Raw genomic sequence first — 18,070 nt, 5'->3', positions numbered from 1 at the left:
AATTTTGAAATATATAAAAGCCTTGGAATAGAAAAATACTCCAAGGCTATATTTTTTGTTCTATAAAAGTCTTTAATATAGATTTTTATACTTTAATTAAGTTTGATTTCTCTTTTGCACATAAACATAAACCGGCCAGCCGCTAAGGGTCAGTAAAATACCTGTAAGTGATAAAAGTGGCTGGGTTAACGTTGTGGTAACAACAATGAATAAAGCACCACAAATTCCTAGAATCGGCGGAATGGGATACCAGGGAGTTTTATACGGTCGTAAAAGATCTGGTTGTTTTTTACGTAAGATAAGGACGCCTAAAAATAATAAAATTGAAAAAATCCAGGAAACATAAACCAACATGTTGGTTAATGAATCAAATGTACCAGAAAAAATCATAATGGTTGCAATTACGCATTCAAAAATCATGCTGTTGGTAGGCACAATTGTTTTAGAATTTAATTTGCTGAAAAAGTTTGCAGCTGGCAATTTCTTTTCTTTGCCTAAAACATAAGGCATTCTGGATCCCAAAAGAAGGTGGCCATTAATGGCACCAAACACTGAAACTAAAATTCCTGTAGCAACCAAAGTACCACCCACGCTGCCGAATAATTTTTTGGCGGTAAGTAGAGCAGTTGTCTGGTTACCTACAACTTTTGACCAGGGAATAACTCTAACATAACTCCAGTTAAGAAGAGTGTAAATGATCGTTACTCCAAAAAGTCCCCAAATAATAGCTTGGGCTAAAGTTTTTGCGGGATTTTTGATTTCACTGGCTAAATTGCCGATACTTAACCAACCATCATAAGCAAAAAGCACAGCTAAAAGAGCTTGTCCGAAGGCCATAGCTCCCGAAGCAGATGTTATTTTAGGCGCTGGGGTACCTGCTAGCTGATTAGGTCCACTATAAAACAAAGCAAAGATTATTATTGCAGCAATCGGCAATAGCTTAATAACTAAAGTTATTTTTTGTACCTGACCACTCAATTTTGATCCGATCCAATTGATCAAAAGAATTGCCAGCATCACGATTAGAGCAATCACTGTAGTAGATAAGTCTTTAAAATGCGGTATTTCTTTTAGTTGGGTTGCAAATACGATTGAAAGTGCAGCGATATTTGCCGGATAATAGACGATTATTAGCGACCAGCCAAACAAAAAGGCAACTTTGGGACCGTATATTTCTTCCAGATATCTGACGGGTCCGCCATCTTTGGGATATATTGACGCTAACTCAGCTATGCTTAATCCTGCCATTAGAGTAATGAAGCCGGCAAATGGCCATACTATGATACTTAGCCAGGCATTGTGAGTTAAAGCTGAAATGTTAGCAATTTTGAAAAAAGCACCGCCACCAATCATGGTGCCCATGACAGTGGCTAGAGCGGCGAAAAAGTTGAGTTGTCTTTTCATATTTTTACCTTACTTAAATTGAATGATAAAAGTAATTATATGCTTTGATAGACAAAATTAAAAGATGATGATTTGAAAATTAAAAAAACTTTTTCTGAAAGCGTTACGCAGTATTTGCTAATTTATATTTACATAACCCATTTGATCGGGTAAAATAAACATGACTATCGGATAGTTATTACTAATGATTATTAAGTAAGCTAAACCTGTTTGTCACACAATTTAAATCATCAATTTGGTTCTTGTGTGCAAGCAGGTTTTTATTTTTTATTGAAAGGAGGAGAATTGAGTGTTTATTAAGCGTGGGATTAACAATAACGTCTCTTTTGTAGTCGACGACAAAGGAAAAGAATTAATTGTTACAGGACGAGGTATAGCTTTCGGAAAACATGTTGGCGATGAAGTTGATGAAAGCAAAATAGAATATTATTTTCCAGTATTACCTCAAGAGATCTCCTCAGCTATGGCAAAATTGTTGGTTAATATACCAGTTGAATACTATGCAATTGCTAATGACATAGTTGATAAAGCAAAATCCCTATTAAAACAAGAGTTAAATCAAAGTCTAATCGTAGCTTTAACCGATCATATTTACAGAGCAGTTGAACAGGCTAAAAAGGGCATAAAAATTTCGAATCCATTGATTTTGGATATAAAAAGAATTTATCCTCAAGAATTTGAAGTTGGTCTTTTTGGTATTAAATTAATTCGTAATATGACTGGTTGCATTTTGGCTGAAGACGAAGCAGCCACAATTGCTTTACATGTAGTGAACAGTGAGTTGGAAAATAAGGGAGATTTTAACGGTTATCGTGTAGTTGAGATAGTTCATTGGGTTACGAATTACGTTTTTGATTATTTTAAAATTGATTTTGCTGAGAAAGCAGATCCACTGTATTATCAGCGCTTTGATACTCATGTTCGCTTTTTTGCTCAAAGAATTTTAGATAATGATTATAAAGAAAATGACGTTAATTCTTCTCTGTTAGTTGTTTTGTCTGATAAACAATATCAAAGGGAAAAAGATTGTGTGAACAGTCTCAGCGATGATTTTGCTCAAAAATTTGGCATCACCATTTATCAGGAAGAACGCGCCTATTTAGTACTTCATATTCACAATATGTTGAAAAACATAATCTCAAAGGAGAAATAAAAATGGGAAAATATACCTCATTGAGTAAATTTATAGTAAAAAATATTGGTGGAAAGGACAATGTGGTCTCTCTAATTCATTGTTTTACCCGCTTACGCTTTGTTTTAAAAGATGAAAGCAAGGCGAATACAGAGGCTCTTAAAGGAAACGAAGAAATAGTTGACGTGATCCAGGCTAACGGACAATATCAAATAGTGATTGGCATGCACGTAGAATCAGTTTTTGATGAGATTAATGGTCTCTACCATTTTAATGGAGGAGAAAATGTAGCAGACGAAGAGGCTCTGAAGGAAGATACGAAACTAATTGATAAAAAACAATCCTTATGGGATAAAGCAGTAGACCTTTTATCTGGTATCTTTGTGCCGATCTTGGGCGTTTTATGTGCAAGCGGTATGGTTAAGGGACTGCTGGCAATTTTGACTACAGCAGGTGTCTTAAAGAATACAGATGGTACATATATTATTTTATATGCTATTGGAGATGCATTATTTTATTTCTTCCCAGTATTTTTAGCGGTTACGGCTGGTAAAAAATTTCATGTTGATCAAATGACCTCGCTTGTTATTGGTACGGCAATTATTTATCCTACTTTAATACAAGCAATGTCAGGAAAAGCTGCAGCAACAGTCTTGTCGGGTACGATTTTTCAAACTAAGGCATATTTAACATTTTTACATATACCTGTTTTGCTAAATAACTATACTTCGACTGTTATTCCTATTATCCTGGCAGTTTGGGCAGCTTCTTATGTTCAACGTTTTGCGAAAAAAATCAGTCCGGCATCCGTGGCGAATTTTCTTGTACCATTAATAACCATATTGGTAATTGTGCCACTGACTTTATTAATAGTTGGTCCAGTATCAATTTGGTTGTCAGATATTATTGCATGGATTGTAAAAGAGTTATATAAACTTAGCCCAATTTTGTTAGGTGCGTTTATTGGAGGAATGTGGCAAATATTAGTAATCTTTGGCGTGCACAATGCCATTATCCCAATAGTATTGAACAATTTAGCAACACAAAAATTTGATGTTATTTTTGCCGCCAATATAGCCTGTCCTTTTACTCAGCTTGCAGCACTTTGTGCACTGGCTTTGATCCTTAAAGATACCAAGCAAAAGCGCAATACTATTGCTTCAATTTTTCCAGCAATTTTTGGGATTACTGAGCCTGCAATATACGGTGTGACACTGCCACTGAAGAAACCATTTTTCATAAGTTGTATTTCCTCAGCTATTGGTGGTATTTTAGCAATGTTAATGGGAGTTAAATTTTATCAAATGGGTGGACAAGGTATATTTGCTTTTCCTTGCTTCCTTTCTCCTAATGCTACTAATTTTTCCGGTATTATTAGTGCAGTGATAGTAGTATTAATTTCCATGGCAATTTCATTTTGCTTAACCCTCATTTTTTGCAAACCAAAAAAGCAAACAAATAATATTTAAGAAAAGGAGCATTGCAAATGACCGAAATAAATTTAAAGGGCAATCCATTCTACTTGAAAGATGAACAGATTGATAATATTAAATTGCTCATGTCTAAGATTACAGTCAGAGAAAAAGTGGGCCAATTATTTTGCTTATTGGGCAATTATTCAACCGAACAAGAAATAAAAGAGGTTATTGAGAACTATCGGCCTGGTGGCATGATGTTTCGTCCGCAAAAGAGTTCCAGCATTCAGGCTTTACAACGTTATATTCAGGAAGTTTCCCCAATACCGCTCTTGCTTGGAGCCAACCTTGAATCTGGTGGGGACGGTATAGGTACTGATGGGACATTTTACGGCAGGCAAATTGAAGTAGCGGCTTCCAATGATAAAAAGAACGCATACCGCTTGGGATTAATTTCTGCTCGTGAAGGTGGCGCTGTGGGATGTAATTGGTCATTTGCTCCAGTAGTAGATTTTAATAAAAATTTTGCTAACCCGATCATAAATGTTAGAACATACGGTGATAATCCTGATACTGTTATATCAATGGCTCAGGAATATATGAAAGCATGCCAAAGTTCGGGTATGGCAGTCGCAATTAAGCATTTCCCAGGAGACGGCGTTGATGACCGCGACCAGCATCTTCTGACATCAGTTAACTCACTAAGCGTTTCTGATTGGGATAAAACATATGGCAAAATTTACCAAGCTATGATTAATAATGGAGCACTGACATTGATGGCCGGTCACATTTATCAACCTGCTTATACGAGATACTTTAATCCAGATGTCAAAGATGAAGATATTTATCCTGGTTCTCTATCATACGAATTGCTTCATGATTTATTAAGAGAGAAACTAGGATTTAATGGTTTGATTTCAAGTGATGCTACTAACATGGCCGGTTTTAGTTCACAAGGAAAAAGAGCAGAGCTGTTGCCTCAAGCAATTAATGCTGGTTGTGACATGCTTTTATTTACCAGAGATTTGGATGAAGACTTTAATTTTGTACTTGATGCAGTGAACGAGGGCGTAATATCAACAGACAGATTGAATGATGCTGTTACTAGAGTATTAGCTACAAAAGAAGCATTGCACTTATTTTTAAAGCAAAAAAATAATACTTTGGTTCCTGAAAAAGAGGCTTTAAAAGTTTTAAAATGTCCAGAACATGTTAAATGGGCTAAAGAATTAGCAGATGAATCAATTACTCTGGTTAAAGACAAGCAAGATGTTCTACCTTTAACATTGCAGAAAAACAAGAAAATTCTTGTTTTCGTTATAGGTGATGTTGTCAGTGCCAGTGGCAAACCTCCTGTTTCAAGTATTTTTATATCAAAAATGAAAGAAGAAGGATTTAATGTAACTGTATTTGATCCTGAAAATGAAGACTTAAAGGACTTAATGGTTAATGGTTCCGTCAAAGAGCTAAAAGCCAGGTTTGATACGGTAATATATTTTGCTAGCGTTAAAACAGCCAGCAATCAAACAACTGTCAGGTTAAATTGGCTTAAACCAATGGGCTACAATGTTCCGTGGTTTGTACACGAAATTCCTACTATTTTTATTTCAATCGCTAATCCATACCACTTGCAGGATGTTCCCATGGTAAAAACTTATATCAATGCATATACAGCAAATGAATATGTTCCAGCAATTTTAGTAGATAAGTTATTAGGTAAATCTCCATTTAAAGGTAAGAGTCCAGTTAATGCATTCTGCACTTATTGGGATACACATATCTAGGGAGGGAAATATGCTTAATTTTTTCAAGAGAAATGAAACTATTTATTCCCCATGCTCAGGTCTTTTTAAAACAATTGCTGAAGTTAATGATGAATTGTTTGCCTCTAAAAAAATGGGTGATGGTTTTGCGGTAGTTCCTGCGGATACGGAGATTTATTCTCCAATTACGGGGGTGATAACTATGTTGGCTCCAAGCAAACATGCTATTGGCATTGAAAGTAAAAATGGAACAGAAATAATGATACACATGGGTATTGACACCGTTGAGCTTAACGGAAGCCCTTTTAACATTAAATTAAAGAAGGGTGATAAGGTCAAAAGAGGTCAGTTACTTGCCAATTTCGACTATAAGCAGGCAAAAGAAGCGGGCAAGGAAACCGACGTAATTGTGATCATTTTAAATAATAAGAATATTGATTTTGATCAAACTAGTATGAGTCAGGTTAATTCACAAACAGAGATTGGATCTTTGCCTAAATAATATTTTAGGGGGATATACATAAATAAAATTAATAACACATTTGAGGGTAATTTCAAATGTGTTATTATTTTTGGTAGAAATAAATTATTTGAAAATTATGCTAATTAAGAGGTTTTAGAGTTTAAATGAATAAAGTTACAGTTATTGGCAGTATTAATTTAGATACTAATTTGCGCGTAAAACAAATGCCTAGACCAGGTGAAACTGTACATGCTTCCGGACATTATTCAGCTGCAGGTGGCAAAGGTGCAAATCAGGCGGTTGCTGCGGCAAGGTCAGGATGTGAAGTTAGCTTTATTGGTGGTGTAGGTGCCGATGCGCCGGGAAAAGAAATGCTGGGCTTACTTAAAAGTGAAGGCATTAATACCCAGGGTATTATCACAACTAAAAAAGAATCAACTGGACAAGCATTTATTACAGTAGATGATAGTGGTCAGAATTCAATTACTATTTATGCTGGTGCAAATTATGCTTTTGGCCCGGCTGAAGTTGTGCAGAATCAGGATTTGATTAAAGATTCTGATTTTCTTATCGCACAATTTGAGACCCCACTTGCAGCAACAATTAAAGGTTTCAAAATTGCTCATGAGGCAGAGGTAAAAACAATTTTGAACCCAGCTCCAGGAATGACTAAAATCCCTGCTGACTTGTTGAAGCTTACTGATATCATTACACCAAACGAAACAGAAGCTGAAACCATCACTGGGATTAAGGTGACTGATGAAAGAACTGCACAAATGGCTGCTTCTAAGCTTCATGATCAGGGTGTAAAAATAGTTATTATTACAATCGGTGCTAAAGGAGCATTTTACGACTATCAGGATAAAAGAGAACTGATTCCAGCTTTTAAAGTCAAGGCTGTTGATACTACAGCTGCCGGCGACACTTTTATTGGTGCAATGACAAGTATATTGCGACCAGATTTTTCTAACTTAAGAGACGCAGTTCTTTTTGCTAATAAAGCTTCATCAATTACTGTGCAAAAATATGGTGCTCAGCCCTCAATTCCTTATGCAAAAGATATTAAAGTTGGTAAATGACGACTTAATTTTGAATTTAAGTTTCAGAAATTAAGATTACTTTATTTAGTATAGCAAAAACGCCTTTTTAAACTCTATCTTTAGTATAATAAAAGAGTAATTGAGAGTTTGCTGAGATATTTCAACAGTTTTAAAAAGAAAGGCACTTAATTATGACAACAAAAATAGGTATTATTGGAGACGGTCATGTTGGTTGTACCGTCGCTCATGAATTGATTATTTCAGGTTTAGTCGATGATTTAGTAATGATCGATGTTAATGAGGGCAAAGTTAACGCTGATGCAATTGACTTTGAAGATGCAATGGCCAATCTGCCATATCATACCAACATCATTGTTAATGATTATGATGCACTAAAAGACGCTGACATTGTCATTAGTACATTAGGGAAAATATCATTAGAAACAAAGGGTGATCGGTTCCAAGAACTTGAATATAATAAAAAGCAATTAAGCCCGATTACAGAATCTATCAAAAATAGTGGCTTTAACGGTATTCTGATTGTTATTTCTAATCCTGTAGACGCAATAACCAGTCTTTATCAGCAATTAACTGGTTTACCCAAAGAACATGTTTTGGGCACTGGTACTTTACTTGATACAGCAAGAATGAAAAAAGTTATTGCAAAAAAGTTTAATGTTGATCCTCGTTCTGTGAGTGGTTTTGCATTGGGTGAACATGGCGATACTCAGTTTACAGCCTGGTCAACAGTAAAAGTATTTGAACAGCCATTAACTGAATTGGCTAAAAATGAATCATGGCAGCCAAGTGACTTAGAAGATGAAATCAAATTTGGTGGTCAAAATGTGTTTATGGGCAAGCATTACACTAATTATGGTGTTTCGGCTGCTGCGGTGAGAATTGTGCGAGCCGTTTTAACAGATTCACGTACAGAGTTGCCTGTATCAAGTTATCAGGAAAAGTATGGTACTTACATGTCTTATCCTGCAATTGTGGGCCGAAAAGGCATAGTTCACAAAATTAATTTACAGCTAACTCCAGCTGAAGAAAATTTGTTGGAAAAATCTGCTGCAGCAATTAAAGAAAAATCACAGGCATAAGAAGATAAAATAAATAGACCAAACGCGCTAAACGAGCGCGTTTTTATTAGCCAAAAGAAAGAAAATGAGAGTAATATTAAGCAAAGTTATTGACAAAAAGTAAGTAAAGGCATAGCATAAGAAACACTGATAGTTATTTTAGAAAGAAGTGCAGTTAATGAAACAAATGCAAAGACTGGAAAAGAAATGTATTTCATTAGATCATTTGCAAAATATTTGTTTCTTTTAGTATTCGCACTCAATTTTAAGATAATAAGTATTTAGGACCTGCGAATAAAGTATCTGCAGGCCTTTTGTTTTTTTAGAACTACTGTGACAAATAATGAGACTTATGAGTCCATTTAAGTACTGCAGGGGGAGGTTAAAATGAGCTGGCAAATTATTAATCAAAGTTTGCCTATTTTTGCAAAAGCTTTTCAGCTGACTATCTGGTTGTCTGCTGTTGGCATAATTCTTTCTATTGTAGTGGGAATTTTCTGCAGTTTAATACAATATTTTAAAGTACCAATCTTGAGTCAACTAATAACAGCTTATGTAGAGTTAGCAAGAAATACACCTTTATTAATTCAATTGTTCTTCCTATACTATGCCTTTCCAGTTATTGGGCTAAAAATGTCAGCTCAAACTTGCGGCATTATTGGTCTGGTATTTCTTGGTGGAGCATACATGGCTGAAGGTTTTACAGGTGGTTTTGCCGGGGTCAGTTCAACTCAGATTGATGATGGTAAAGCTTTAGGGATGAATAATCTGCAATTAGCCCGTTATGTCGTCTTTCCGCAAGGCTTTGCGCTAAGTATGCCTGCCTTAACAGCAAACATCATATTCTTGATTAAAGAGACTTCCATATTTTCAGTAATTGCTATTCCTGAATTAACTAATACAGCTCTAGACCTAATTGGAATGTATTACCGGACAAATGAGTACCTTTTAATTTTGGTGATTGCCTACGCAATTATTTTAATTCCAATTATTTTACTGTTAACTTATTTAGAAAGGAAGGTACGCTATGGCACATTCGGCGATTAATGTTTTCTTTAGCGGCAACAACTTTAGCAGAATTTTACAAGGCTTGTGGACTTCTGTTTGGATTGCAGGCGTTAGTCTGGTTATTGGTCTTGTTTTAGGTACATTCCTAGGTGTATTGCGCACTTTACCTAATAAAATAATTCGGTTTATTTTGCGGCTATATCTGGAATTCTTCAGGATAGTTCCCACCATCGTACTATTATTTTTGTTCTACTATATTTTACCGCGCAGCTTTCACATCAATTGGCCAGCCAGTTGGATGGCAGTTTTAGCCTTTGCCTTATGGGTTGCTGCTGAGTTTAGTGATATCGTTCGTGGAGCAATAGAATCAGTTCCTATTGCGCAAAAAGAATCAGGGTTAGCTTTGGGCTTAAGCAAAGTGCAGCTTTTTCGCTACGTTTTGTTGCCCCAAGCTGTACAGCTGGAGTTACCAGCAACTATTAATCTGGCTACAAGAGTAATTAAGACTACCTCTTTACTAATGATGATCAGCATTATGGATGTCATCGCGATTGGACAACAGATTATTGAAGCTAATAACCAAAAATATCCGACAGCTGTATTTTGGATTTACGGTTTGATTTTCTTTTTATATTTCATAATAGATTATCCGTTATCAGTATGGTCTAAACGGCTAGCAGCAAGGCAGGACAGGTGAGATAAATGACAAAAGAAGTTTTACGCGTTGAACATCTAAACAAGTTTTATGGTGATTGGCAAGCTTTACATGATATTAGTTTTACGCTTCATCAAGGTGAAGTGCTGACATTATTAGGTCCTTCCGGTTCTGGTAAAAGTACTTTAATTAGGTGTTTAAACGGCTTGGAAGGTTTTAAAAGTGGCTCACTTTACTTTAAAGGACAAAAGATTGAGACTGATGCGAAAAATTGGCAGGCTTTACGCCAAAAAATCGGCATGGTTTTTCAAAGTTATGATTTGTTCCCTAACTTTACCGTTCTTGAAAACATTTTGCTGGCACCGGTAAAAGTGCAAAAAAGAGCTGAAGAAGAAGTCAAAAAAGAGGCTCTGCAGCTGTTAAAACGAGTAGGATTGGAAAAATACGTTGATACTTATCCTCGAGAATTGTCTGGTGGACAAAAACAAAGAATTGCTATTGTCAGAGCACTGGCCATGCACCCCGAAGTAATGCTGTTTGATGAAGTTACAGCTTCTCTTGATCCCGAGATGGTTCGGGGCGTTTTACAAATTATGACCGATTTATCCCGTGTTGATCATATGACAATGATTATCGTAACCCACGAAATGAACTTTGCACGTCAAATAGCAGATCAGGTTTTATTTCTAGAAAAGGGCAAAATTTTGGAAAATACACCTGGTAAAGAATTTTTTGAACATCCCCAAACAGATCGTGCTCGTGATTTCTTGACTAGTATGGACTTTTAAGGAGTAAAATATGAAGAAAAATAAAAGCAGAAATATTATTATCGGTGTTTTAGTAGTTTTAATTATTGCAGTTGCTGCATTTTTTGGTACCAAGTCATCAAAAAATAATAGCAGTAATGCCAATGAAAGCAGCGTGACTACGATTAAAAAGCGGGGAGTTTTACGAGTTGCCGTATTTGGTGATTTGCCTCCTTATGGTTGGGTTGATGATCATGGCAACCGTGTTGGTTATGATGTCCGTCTTGCACGTCAAATGGCTAAGGATTTGGGTGTTAAAGTAAAATTTACCCAGGTTAATGCGAATAATCGCGTAGATACTCTTAATTCAAATAAAGCTGATATTGTTTTAGCTAACTTTACACAAACACCTGAGCGTAAACAAGTTGTTGACTTTGCTAAGCCATACATGAAGGTATCAGTCGGAGTTATTTCTCCTAAGAATGCACCAATTACAAACGCTTCTCAGCTAAAGGGTAAAAACTTGATTGTCAACAAGGGCACAACGGCAGAAAATTACTTTACCAAAAAGGGCGGTGTAGACTTATTGAAATTTGATTCAAAAACGCAGCAATTTAACGCTTTCAAAAATAAACGCGCTGCTGCTTTAGCAGATGACAATTCATATCTTTATGCTTGGGTAAAGAAGAATCCTAATTACACTGTTGGAATTAAGAACATCGGCCCTAATCAATTCATTGCTCCTGCGGTCAAAAAGGGTAATAAGTCTCTTTTAAATTGGACGAATAAAGAAATTACTAAGTTAGCAAATAAAAAATTCTTTACTGCTGATTATAATAAGGAATTAAAACCATACTTTGGCAAAGAAGTTAAGCCGAGCGACATTGTTTTAAATTGATGCAGCTGCTATAATAAATAAGTCTTGAATTTTGCCTTTAAAGATGATAAGGTATTAAACGTTAATCGATTAATCTATGACTTGCAATAGGAGTCATGGCAAAGGAGAAATAAATATGAAACAAGATATTCATCCAGATTACCAACAAGTAGTCTTTATGGATTCAGCAACTGGTGCTAAGTTTGTTGCTGGTTCAACATTGAAGCCCAAAGAAACAGTGGATTATGAAGGTAAAACTTACCCACTAGTTCGGGTTGAAATTACTTCAGATTCTCACCCATTTTACACTGGCAAGCAAAAGTTTGCTCAGGCCGATGGTCGAATCGAAAAGTTCAACAAGAAGTATGGTATGAACAACAAGTAATATCTTCAATCTGGTGGAAGGCAGTCCCATTGGGGCTGCTTTTTTATGTAAAGCACAATTGTTATACTACCTAAATAAGGAGTATAATTATTACTTTAGCAAAAACTCTTTTCGGCTAGGAGATAAAAAGATGAAAATGCAACTGGCAGAAATAGCCAAAGCAATAAATTCAAAGTGTGAAGGCAATGATCAGACCGTTATTACTTCTGTTGCCTTCGATTCTAGAAAAATCGCTGCTGGCGGCTTATTTGTACCGCTAAAAGGCGATAGAGACGGTCATGATTTTATCAATAGTGCAATTAGCAACGGGGCAAGTGCTACATTGTGGCAAAAGGATCATCCAAATAAACCTGATAGTATTGCAGTTTTAGAAGTTGATGATCCGTTAACTAGTATGCAGGAACTGGCGCAGTATTACTTAAATAAGGTCAACCCCACTGTTGTTGGTATTACCGGGTCAAATGGTAAAACGACTACTAAAGATATGACAGCAGCAGTTTTAGCGAAGAGATTTAATGTTCATAAAACTGATGCCAACTTCAACAATGAAATTGGCGTGCCTATGACTATTCTAGATATGAAACCAAATACAGAAATTTTGGTTTTGGAAATGGGTATGGATCATGCTGGACAACTGCATCAACTAAGTGAATTGACCCATCCTGACGTTACAGTTATTACTATGATTGGCGAAGCTCATATTGAATTTTTAGGTTCACGTGCAGGAATTGCCGATGCTAAAATGGAAATTACCGACTTTTTACGTGAAGATGGCGAACTTATATATAATGGAGACGAACCGCTTTTACGTGAACGGGCGGCAAAAATACCACAAGTAAAAGTTACCTTTGGTTTTGCCAAAAATGATACAGTTTATGCAACAGGCTATCGCAGTTACAAGCATCATGCTACCTTTACAATTAATAATTCTGCTCATAAATTTACTATTCCGATGATTGGCAAGCACAATGTTTCTAATGCACTTTCGGCGCTTTGTGTCGGCAGGCACTTTGGTGAAAGTGATGAAGAAATCGCTAGTGCTTTGGAAAAATTTACTCCCACTGCTGATAGGATGGAATGGGAAAAAGGCGATGTAGGAGAAGACATCATGAGTGATGTCTATAATTCCAATCCGACTGCTGTACGTGCTGTAATAACCAGTTTTGGTCAAATTCAGGTACCTGCAGGAAGTCGCAGAATCGCTGTTCTGGGTGATATGTTAGAATTAGGGCACAGGTCAGCTGATCTTCATGCTGGTCTAGCAGATTGTCTTGATCCCCAAGTGATTAATGAAGTTTATTTATATGGGACAGAAATGGCGCATTTGGCGGCTGCGCTTAAAGAAAGTTATCAGCCTAAAAACTTGCATTATTACACTCAAGATCAGATGCAACGATTGATTGCAGATTTAAAAAATGATATTAAGCCGAACGACATTGTTGTTTTGAAAGGCTCCCACGGGATGCACCTGGAAAAAGTAGTAGAACGGCTTAGATAAGGAGAATTTAGTGAAATTTTCAGAATTAGGATTAAAAGATGAGCTTTTAAAAGCGATTAAGCGTTCAGGCTTCGAAGAAGCAACACCGATTCAGGAACAGACAATTCCTCTAGCTTTAGCGGGCAAGGATGTAATTGGACAAGCTCAAACCGGTACTGGTAAGACTGCAGCGTTTGCGCTTCCTATCTTACAAAATTTAGATAAACATAATAAGGTTATTCAGGCTTTAATTATTGAACCTACTCGTGAACTAGCTATTCAAACACAAGAAGAGCTTTTCAGGCTGGGGCGTGACGAGAATGCACGGGTACAAGTTGTATATGGCGGTGCTGACATTGGTCGGCAAATTCGTTCCCTTAAGAACCATGTGCCTGCAATTTTAGTAGGTACGCCGGGACGCTTACTTGATCATTTAAAGCGAAAAACGATTGATTTGGAAAATGTTAATACCATTGTTTTAGATGAAGCCGATGAAATGCTGGACATGGGTTTTATCCAAGACATAGAAAGTATTTTAAGTTACGTTAAAAATCGTAAACAAACTTTATTATTTAGTGCCACAATGCCTAAGCCAATTTTGAACATTAGTGAAAAGTTCATGAATAACCCAGAGATTGTGCGCATTAAGACTAAAGAATTAACTGCCGACTTAATCGACCAGTACTTTGTACGGGCAAAGGATTCAGAAAAATTTGACATTATGTGCCGCTTGATTGATGTTGAGAGTCCCGATTTGGCAGTGGTATTTGTTAGAACTAAACGGCGCGTTGACGAGGTTACCAGGGGACTTCAGGCACGGGGATACAATGCTGCGGGGATTCATGGCGATCTCTCTCAGGCGCGGAGACTTACTGTATTAAAGAGATTTCGCGCTGGCAAGCTGGATATTTTAGTGGCAACAGATGTTGCTGCACGTGGTCTGGATATTTCCGGTGTAACTCATGTATACAATTACGATATCCCCCAGGACCCTGATTCTTATGTTCACCGCATTGGTCGTACTGGTCGTGCTGGTCAAAATGGTAGTTCCATCACTTTTGTTACGCCAAATGAAATTGGTTATATGAGAACGATTGAGCAGTTAACCAAGAAAAAAATGACGCCTCTTCGTCCACCATCTGATGATCAAGCCTTACGTGGTCAATTGAAGGTCGCTAAATCCAAGATTGAAGATATTATGAAAGAGGACTTATCCAAATATACCGATGATGCAAATGAATTGTTAGAAAACTATTCAGCAGTTGATTTGGTATCTGCCTTTTTGAAGAATTTGTCCAAAGACTCTGCAAATGTTGAAGTCAAAATTAGTTCGGAAAAGCCTTTGCCATATAAGGGCAATGGTCGTGGAGGTCGTGGTCATTATAGCCGCGGAAGGAATAGTCGTGGCTATCGCGGTGACCGTAACCGTAGCCGTGGCAATTATCGCGGAGGACATTCTCGCCGTTCTGGTAATGGCAAAAACTTCGTTATTAAAAATAAAAAAGGTTAACATTTTTACTAAAAAAGAGTTGTGGCAATTTACAACTCTTTTTTAGTATTATATTTTTGATATTAAGAGGAAAACAAAATGATCGTTGGAGTCGGCATTGATGCCATTGAAGTTGAACGTGTAGAAAAAATTATTGCCAAAGGGGATAATTTTGCTCGTAAGGTATTAACTCCCAAAGAATTCGAGCAGTATCAAAAACTATCAGGTAGACGTAAAGCGGAATATTTAGGTGGTCGCTTTTCTATTAAGGAATCCTTTGTCAAAGCTATCGGAACAGGTTTTGGCAAAGGTATTGGCTTGCAAGATATAGAAACGCTGTGGGATGAATTGGGGCATCCAATTACTACTTCCGCTAAATTCGATGGCAAGATTTTCCCAAGTATTACTCATGATCGGCATGAAATAGTTACATTAATTGTTTTGGAGAAATAAAATGGTTCCTGGAATTCACAGACCTGCAGCAGTATATGTTGATTTAGCTGCAATTAGACAAAATATCAAAGAAGAAATTAAACATTTAAGACCTGATCAAAAGCTGTTTGCTGTAGTTAAAGCAAATGCATACGGTCATGGTGCAGTACGAATTGCTCAAGAAGCAGTCAAAGTCGGTGTTAGTGGTTTTTGCGTTGCTATTTTAGACGAAGCGTTAGAATTGCGGAGAGCTGGAATTATTCAGCCAATTCTGGTTTTGGGAGTGACTCCCGTAAAATATGCTTCGCTAGCAGCTGTCAATGGTATTTCTTTGACAATTCCTAATTTAAAATGGTTACAAGATTCTGAGTCAGAACTAAGTCATAATCACTTGCAATTAAAAATTCACTTAGCGGTGGATTCTGGCATGGGTCGCATTGGCTTTAGCGAAGATGACGAATTTATTGCTGCAAACGATTTTTTACTAAATAATCCGAATTTTAACGTTGAAGGAATGTTTACCCATTTTGCTTCAGCTGATAGCAGTGATGATTCCTACTTTCTGAGTCAAGTTGACCGTTTCGCACATTTTAAAAAATTATTGAAGTTAAAGCCAAGATGGATTCACGTTGATAACACTGCAGCCAGTGTTTTTAATAAGAGGGTTCACAGTGATTTAGTCCGTTTTGGCATTGGCATTTATGGTTTAAACCCGTCATCAAATCCAGCAGGCCCGGATTTAACAACCGCAATTAAATTGAAACCAGCAATGTCTTTTGTTAGTGAATTAGTTCAGGTTCATACCATTCATAAGGGTCAGGGTGTAGGTTATGGTTCAACTTATATTGCTGATCAAGATGAGATTATCGGGACCGTACCAGTTGGATATGCGGATGGCTTTATTCGTAAATTTCAGGGCTTTAAAATTAAGGTGGGATCTGAGTATTGTCCTATTGTTGGACGCGTTTGCATGGATCAGTTAATGGTTAAATTGCCTTGCGAAATGGCAGTAGGAAGCAAAGTAATTTTAATTTCCAATGATCCGCAAGCGCCCAACAGCATTAAAAAAGCTGCTGACTATGTTGACAGCATTCATTATGAAGTTGCTTGCTTACTGGATGATCGTTTACCGCGGATTTATTATAATTAATAAAAGAGGCAAGCAAAAAGCACATCAAGCTGATGTGCTTTTTATAATGATGATATTTAATTGTTATCTTCTTGATTGATATAAACACCTGGATTTTCATCGCTCATCAGTGTCATTCCAGCTTGAAGATCCTCAATTTCAGCAACAACATAACTTTTACGTTCAAGACGTCTAACAATTTCTTTTAAAGTGTCTTCAGTAAGTCCTGCCGGTAATGTAAACAAGATACGTCTCACAGCATTGTCCGTTTCACCGGCTGTAGATGCATCAAGACTCATTACACCTGCTATTGCACAAAATTTACTGATAATTTTGGTCATTTTAGCCAAATTTCCACGAGAATTATCAGTTAACACTGTAAGTACATACGATCCCGTCTTCACATTCCATGCATCTGATAACATGTCAAGCAGTCTTGAGTGGGTTAAAATACCATAAAATTTATTTTCTTCATCTAGGACTGAAATATAAGGTAAGTCTTTGATTGTGAAGAAAACTTTAAAAAACGGTGAATTAACCTTGATGGTTTTAGTAGCATTTTTTAATAAATACGTAACTGGTAGACTCATGTCCTTTCCCTGAGATTTATGGCGGTAAATGTGCATTTTATAAATATTACCGCGGAAAATAGTGCCGGTATCATCTAAAATCGGTACACATCTAAACCCAGAATCCTCCAGAATTTTTAATGCTTCTTCAAGCGTAGCGTGTTCGTTAACTGTAGTTAAATAATCTTTTTTTCTAACTAAAGATTTGATAAGCATGAAACTGCCTCCGTTGTAAAAATAATCCCAACAATTATATCATAAACAAATCAGGGATTAAATAAATATGAAAGGAAAATAACTATTCAGATAGATTTTAGCACTTGCGGTACATTTTAAAAAGCTAAATTAGTTAATGAAATCAAAGTGTAATAGTCTTTGAAAAAATTAAGTCTGTTGATTGTGCTATCATTATTACGATAAAAAATAAGGGGAAATTAGATGAAAATTATAGCAGGACTAGGCAATCCAGGTAAAAAATATGATGGAACAAAACATAATACTGGCTTTATTGCTTTAGATTATTATTTACAAGAAAATAACTTAAGCCTTGAAAGAGAAAAGTTCGAAGGAAAGTATACGAAGCAAAAGATCGCTGGCGCTGATGTTATCTTGCTGGAACCACAAACTTTTATGAATGATTCAGGAAGATCTGTTGCGCAATTTGCCCACTTTTTTAAAGTAGATCCACAGGATATTTTGATTATTCATGACGATATGGACATGCCTTTAGGGAAAATCCGCATCCGTGCAAATGGCAAATCCGGGGGTCATAATGGTATTAAAAGTATTATACGTGATCTGGGCACTAATGACTTTAACAGGCTGAAAATTGGTATTAGACATCCAAATAATGTTACAGAAGCCAGCGTCGTTTCATGGGTTTTATCACAATTTAATACTGAGCAAAAAAAGTTGATGGATGAAGCTTTTTCGACGGCTAGTGAAGTCATAACTGACTTTATTGCTGGAAAAAGCTCGCAGTACTTAATGAACAAATATAATTAAAA

Annotated in this window: 18 protein-coding genes; 16 read left to right on the top strand and 2 right to left on the bottom strand. The window is 36.5% G+C overall.

Features of this window, described 5'->3' with window-relative positions:
• Positions 1 to 96: 96 nt before the first annotated feature.
• Positions 97 to 1,404, bottom strand: a complete 1,308-nt coding sequence (locus LDM92_RS03480; RefSeq protein ID WP_223902030.1) for an APC family permease — start codon at positions 1,402 to 1,404, stop codon at positions 97 to 99.
• A gap of 289 nt (positions 1,405 to 1,693) precedes the next feature.
• Here LDM92_RS03480 and LDM92_RS03475 point away from each other — a divergent pair, with 289 nt between their 5' ends.
• From LDM92_RS03475 to alr, 15 genes are all read left to right on the top strand, one after another.
• Entirely contained in the window at positions 1,694 to 2,557 is an 864-nt protein-coding gene (locus tag LDM92_RS03475) for a PRD domain-containing protein (RefSeq protein ID WP_223902029.1), read from the top strand.
• A 2-nt stretch (positions 2,558 to 2,559) separates the two neighbouring features.
• Positions 2,560 to 4,005 carry a PTS transporter subunit EIIC gene (locus LDM92_RS03470; RefSeq protein WP_223902028.1) on the top strand — a complete coding sequence of 482 codons (1,446 nt, stop codon included), beginning with the start codon at positions 2,560 to 2,562 and terminating at the stop codon, positions 4,003 to 4,005.
• A 17-nt stretch (positions 4,006 to 4,022) separates the two neighbouring features.
• Positions 4,023 to 5,735 carry a glycoside hydrolase family 3 protein gene (locus tag LDM92_RS03465; protein ID WP_223902027.1) on the top strand — a complete coding sequence of 571 codons (1,713 nt, stop codon included), beginning with the start codon at positions 4,023 to 4,025 and terminating at the stop codon, positions 5,733 to 5,735.
• 10 nt (positions 5,736 to 5,745) lie between these two features.
• Positions 5,746 to 6,216 (top strand): PTS sugar transporter subunit IIA, encoded by a 471-nt coding sequence (locus LDM92_RS03460; RefSeq protein ID WP_223902026.1) that lies wholly within the window; start codon positions 5,746 to 5,748, stop codon positions 6,214 to 6,216.
• Between the two features lie 125 nt (positions 6,217 to 6,341).
• Positions 6,342 to 7,256, top strand: coding sequence for a ribokinase (gene rbsK / locus LDM92_RS03455; RefSeq protein ID WP_223902025.1), 915 nt, complete (start codon positions 6,342 to 6,344; stop codon positions 7,254 to 7,256).
• Positions 7,257 to 7,408: 152 nt separating this feature from the next.
• Entirely contained in the window at positions 7,409 to 8,317 is a 909-nt protein-coding gene (locus LDM92_RS03450) for an L-lactate dehydrogenase (RefSeq protein WP_223902024.1), read from the top strand.
• 366 nt (positions 8,318 to 8,683) lie between these two features.
• Positions 8,684 to 9,343 carry an amino acid ABC transporter permease gene (locus LDM92_RS03445; RefSeq protein WP_223902023.1) on the top strand — a complete coding sequence of 220 codons (660 nt, stop codon included), beginning with the start codon at positions 8,684 to 8,686 and terminating at the stop codon, positions 9,341 to 9,343.
• The gene (locus LDM92_RS03440; RefSeq protein WP_223902022.1) at positions 9,324 to 10,001 is read left to right on the top strand and encodes an amino acid ABC transporter permease; all 678 of its coding nucleotides are present in this window, start codon (positions 9,324 to 9,326) and stop codon (positions 9,999 to 10,001) included. The genes LDM92_RS03445 and LDM92_RS03440 overlap by 20 nt, the downstream gene beginning before the upstream one ends.
• A 5-nt stretch (positions 10,002 to 10,006) precedes the next feature.
• Positions 10,007 to 10,747, top strand: a complete 741-nt coding sequence (locus LDM92_RS03435) for an amino acid ABC transporter ATP-binding protein (RefSeq protein WP_223902021.1) — start codon at positions 10,007 to 10,009, stop codon at positions 10,745 to 10,747.
• A gap of 10 nt (positions 10,748 to 10,757) precedes the next feature.
• A complete protein-coding gene (locus tag LDM92_RS03430) occupies positions 10,758 to 11,603 on the top strand; it encodes a transporter substrate-binding domain-containing protein (RefSeq protein WP_223902020.1) in 846 nt (281 codons plus the stop codon).
• Positions 11,604 to 11,718: 115 nt separating this feature from the next.
• A complete protein-coding gene (locus tag LDM92_RS03425; protein ID WP_034981446.1) occupies positions 11,719 to 11,967 on the top strand; it encodes a type B 50S ribosomal protein L31 in 249 nt (82 codons plus the stop codon).
• A gap of 130 nt (positions 11,968 to 12,097) precedes the next feature.
• Complete coding sequence (locus LDM92_RS03420) at positions 12,098 to 13,465, top strand: UDP-N-acetylmuramoyl-tripeptide--D-alanyl-D-alanine ligase (protein ID WP_223902019.1); 1,368 nt, start codon at positions 12,098 to 12,100, stop codon at positions 13,463 to 13,465.
• Between the two features lie 10 nt (positions 13,466 to 13,475).
• Positions 13,476 to 14,954 carry a degradosome RNA helicase CshA gene (cshA, locus tag LDM92_RS03415; protein ID WP_198180043.1) on the top strand — a complete coding sequence of 493 codons (1,479 nt, stop codon included), beginning with the start codon at positions 13,476 to 13,478 and terminating at the stop codon, positions 14,952 to 14,954.
• A gap of 78 nt (positions 14,955 to 15,032) precedes the next feature.
• A complete protein-coding gene (gene acpS, locus LDM92_RS03410; RefSeq protein ID WP_223902018.1) occupies positions 15,033 to 15,386 on the top strand; it encodes a holo-ACP synthase in 354 nt (117 codons plus the stop codon).
• 1 nt (position 15,387) lies between these two features.
• Positions 15,388 to 16,515, top strand: a complete 1,128-nt coding sequence (alr, locus tag LDM92_RS03405; RefSeq protein WP_223902017.1) for an alanine racemase — start codon at positions 15,388 to 15,390, stop codon at positions 16,513 to 16,515.
• Positions 16,516 to 16,571: 56 nt separating this feature from the next.
• Here the strand turns inward: alr and cbpA are convergent, their stop codons facing one another.
• On the bottom strand, positions 16,572 to 17,279 hold the full coding sequence (gene cbpA / locus LDM92_RS03400) for a cyclic di-AMP binding protein CbpA (RefSeq protein ID WP_223902016.1): 708 nt from the start codon (positions 17,277 to 17,279) through the stop codon (positions 16,572 to 16,574).
• Between the two features lie 222 nt (positions 17,280 to 17,501).
• Here cbpA and pth point away from each other — a divergent pair, with 222 nt between their 5' ends.
• Positions 17,502 to 18,068, top strand: coding sequence for an aminoacyl-tRNA hydrolase (gene pth / locus LDM92_RS03395; protein ID WP_223902015.1), 567 nt, complete (start codon positions 17,502 to 17,504; stop codon positions 18,066 to 18,068).
• Positions 18,069 to 18,070 lie beyond the last annotated feature (2 nt).

Origin of the sequence: Lactobacillus laiwuensis (genome assembly GCF_019972835.1) — a bacterium.
Lineage (GTDB): Bacteria > Bacillota > Bacilli > Lactobacillales > Lactobacillaceae > Lactobacillus > Lactobacillus laiwuensis.
The sequence above is the reverse complement of the archived record's forward strand: the minus strand, read 5'-3'. Positions and strand labels throughout refer to the sequence as shown.

What these genes read in the sequence shown, in the direction of transcription:
- LDM92_RS03480 (WP_223902030.1), bottom strand. Translation starts at nt 1,404, where the DNA reads ATGAAAAGACAACTCAACTTTTTCGCCGCTCTAGCCACTGTCATGGGC.
- LDM92_RS03470 (WP_223902028.1), top strand. Translation starts at nt 2,560, where the DNA reads ATGGGAAAATATACCTCATTGAGTAAATTTATAGTAAAAAATATTGGT.
- LDM92_RS03465 (WP_223902027.1), top strand. Translation starts at nt 4,023, where the DNA reads ATGACCGAAATAAATTTAAAGGGCAATCCATTCTACTTGAAAGATGAA.
- LDM92_RS03460 (WP_223902026.1), top strand. Translation starts at nt 5,746, where the DNA reads ATGCTTAATTTTTTCAAGAGAAATGAAACTATTTATTCCCCATGCTCA.
- rbsK (WP_223902025.1), top strand. Translation starts at nt 6,342, where the DNA reads ATGAATAAAGTTACAGTTATTGGCAGTATTAATTTAGATACTAATTTG.
- LDM92_RS03450 (WP_223902024.1), top strand. Translation starts at nt 7,409, where the DNA reads ATGACAACAAAAATAGGTATTATTGGAGACGGTCATGTTGGTTGTACC.
- LDM92_RS03445 (WP_223902023.1), top strand. Translation starts at nt 8,684, where the DNA reads ATGAGCTGGCAAATTATTAATCAAAGTTTGCCTATTTTTGCAAAAGCT.
- LDM92_RS03440 (WP_223902022.1), top strand. Translation starts at nt 9,324, where the DNA reads ATGGCACATTCGGCGATTAATGTTTTCTTTAGCGGCAACAACTTTAGC.
- LDM92_RS03435 (WP_223902021.1), top strand. Translation starts at nt 10,007, where the DNA reads ATGACAAAAGAAGTTTTACGCGTTGAACATCTAAACAAGTTTTATGGT.
- LDM92_RS03430 (WP_223902020.1), top strand. Translation starts at nt 10,758, where the DNA reads ATGAAGAAAAATAAAAGCAGAAATATTATTATCGGTGTTTTAGTAGTT.
- LDM92_RS03425 (WP_034981446.1), top strand. Translation starts at nt 11,719, where the DNA reads ATGAAACAAGATATTCATCCAGATTACCAACAAGTAGTCTTTATGGAT.
- LDM92_RS03420 (WP_223902019.1), top strand. Translation starts at nt 12,098, where the DNA reads ATGAAAATGCAACTGGCAGAAATAGCCAAAGCAATAAATTCAAAGTGT.
- acpS (WP_223902018.1), top strand. Translation starts at nt 15,033, where the DNA reads ATGATCGTTGGAGTCGGCATTGATGCCATTGAAGTTGAACGTGTAGAA.
- alr (WP_223902017.1), top strand. Translation starts at nt 15,388, where the DNA reads ATGGTTCCTGGAATTCACAGACCTGCAGCAGTATATGTTGATTTAGCT.
- cbpA (WP_223902016.1), bottom strand. Translation starts at nt 17,279, where the DNA reads ATGCTTATCAAATCTTTAGTTAGAAAAAAAGATTATTTAACTACAGTT.
- pth (WP_223902015.1), top strand. Translation starts at nt 17,502, where the DNA reads ATGAAAATTATAGCAGGACTAGGCAATCCAGGTAAAAAATATGATGGA.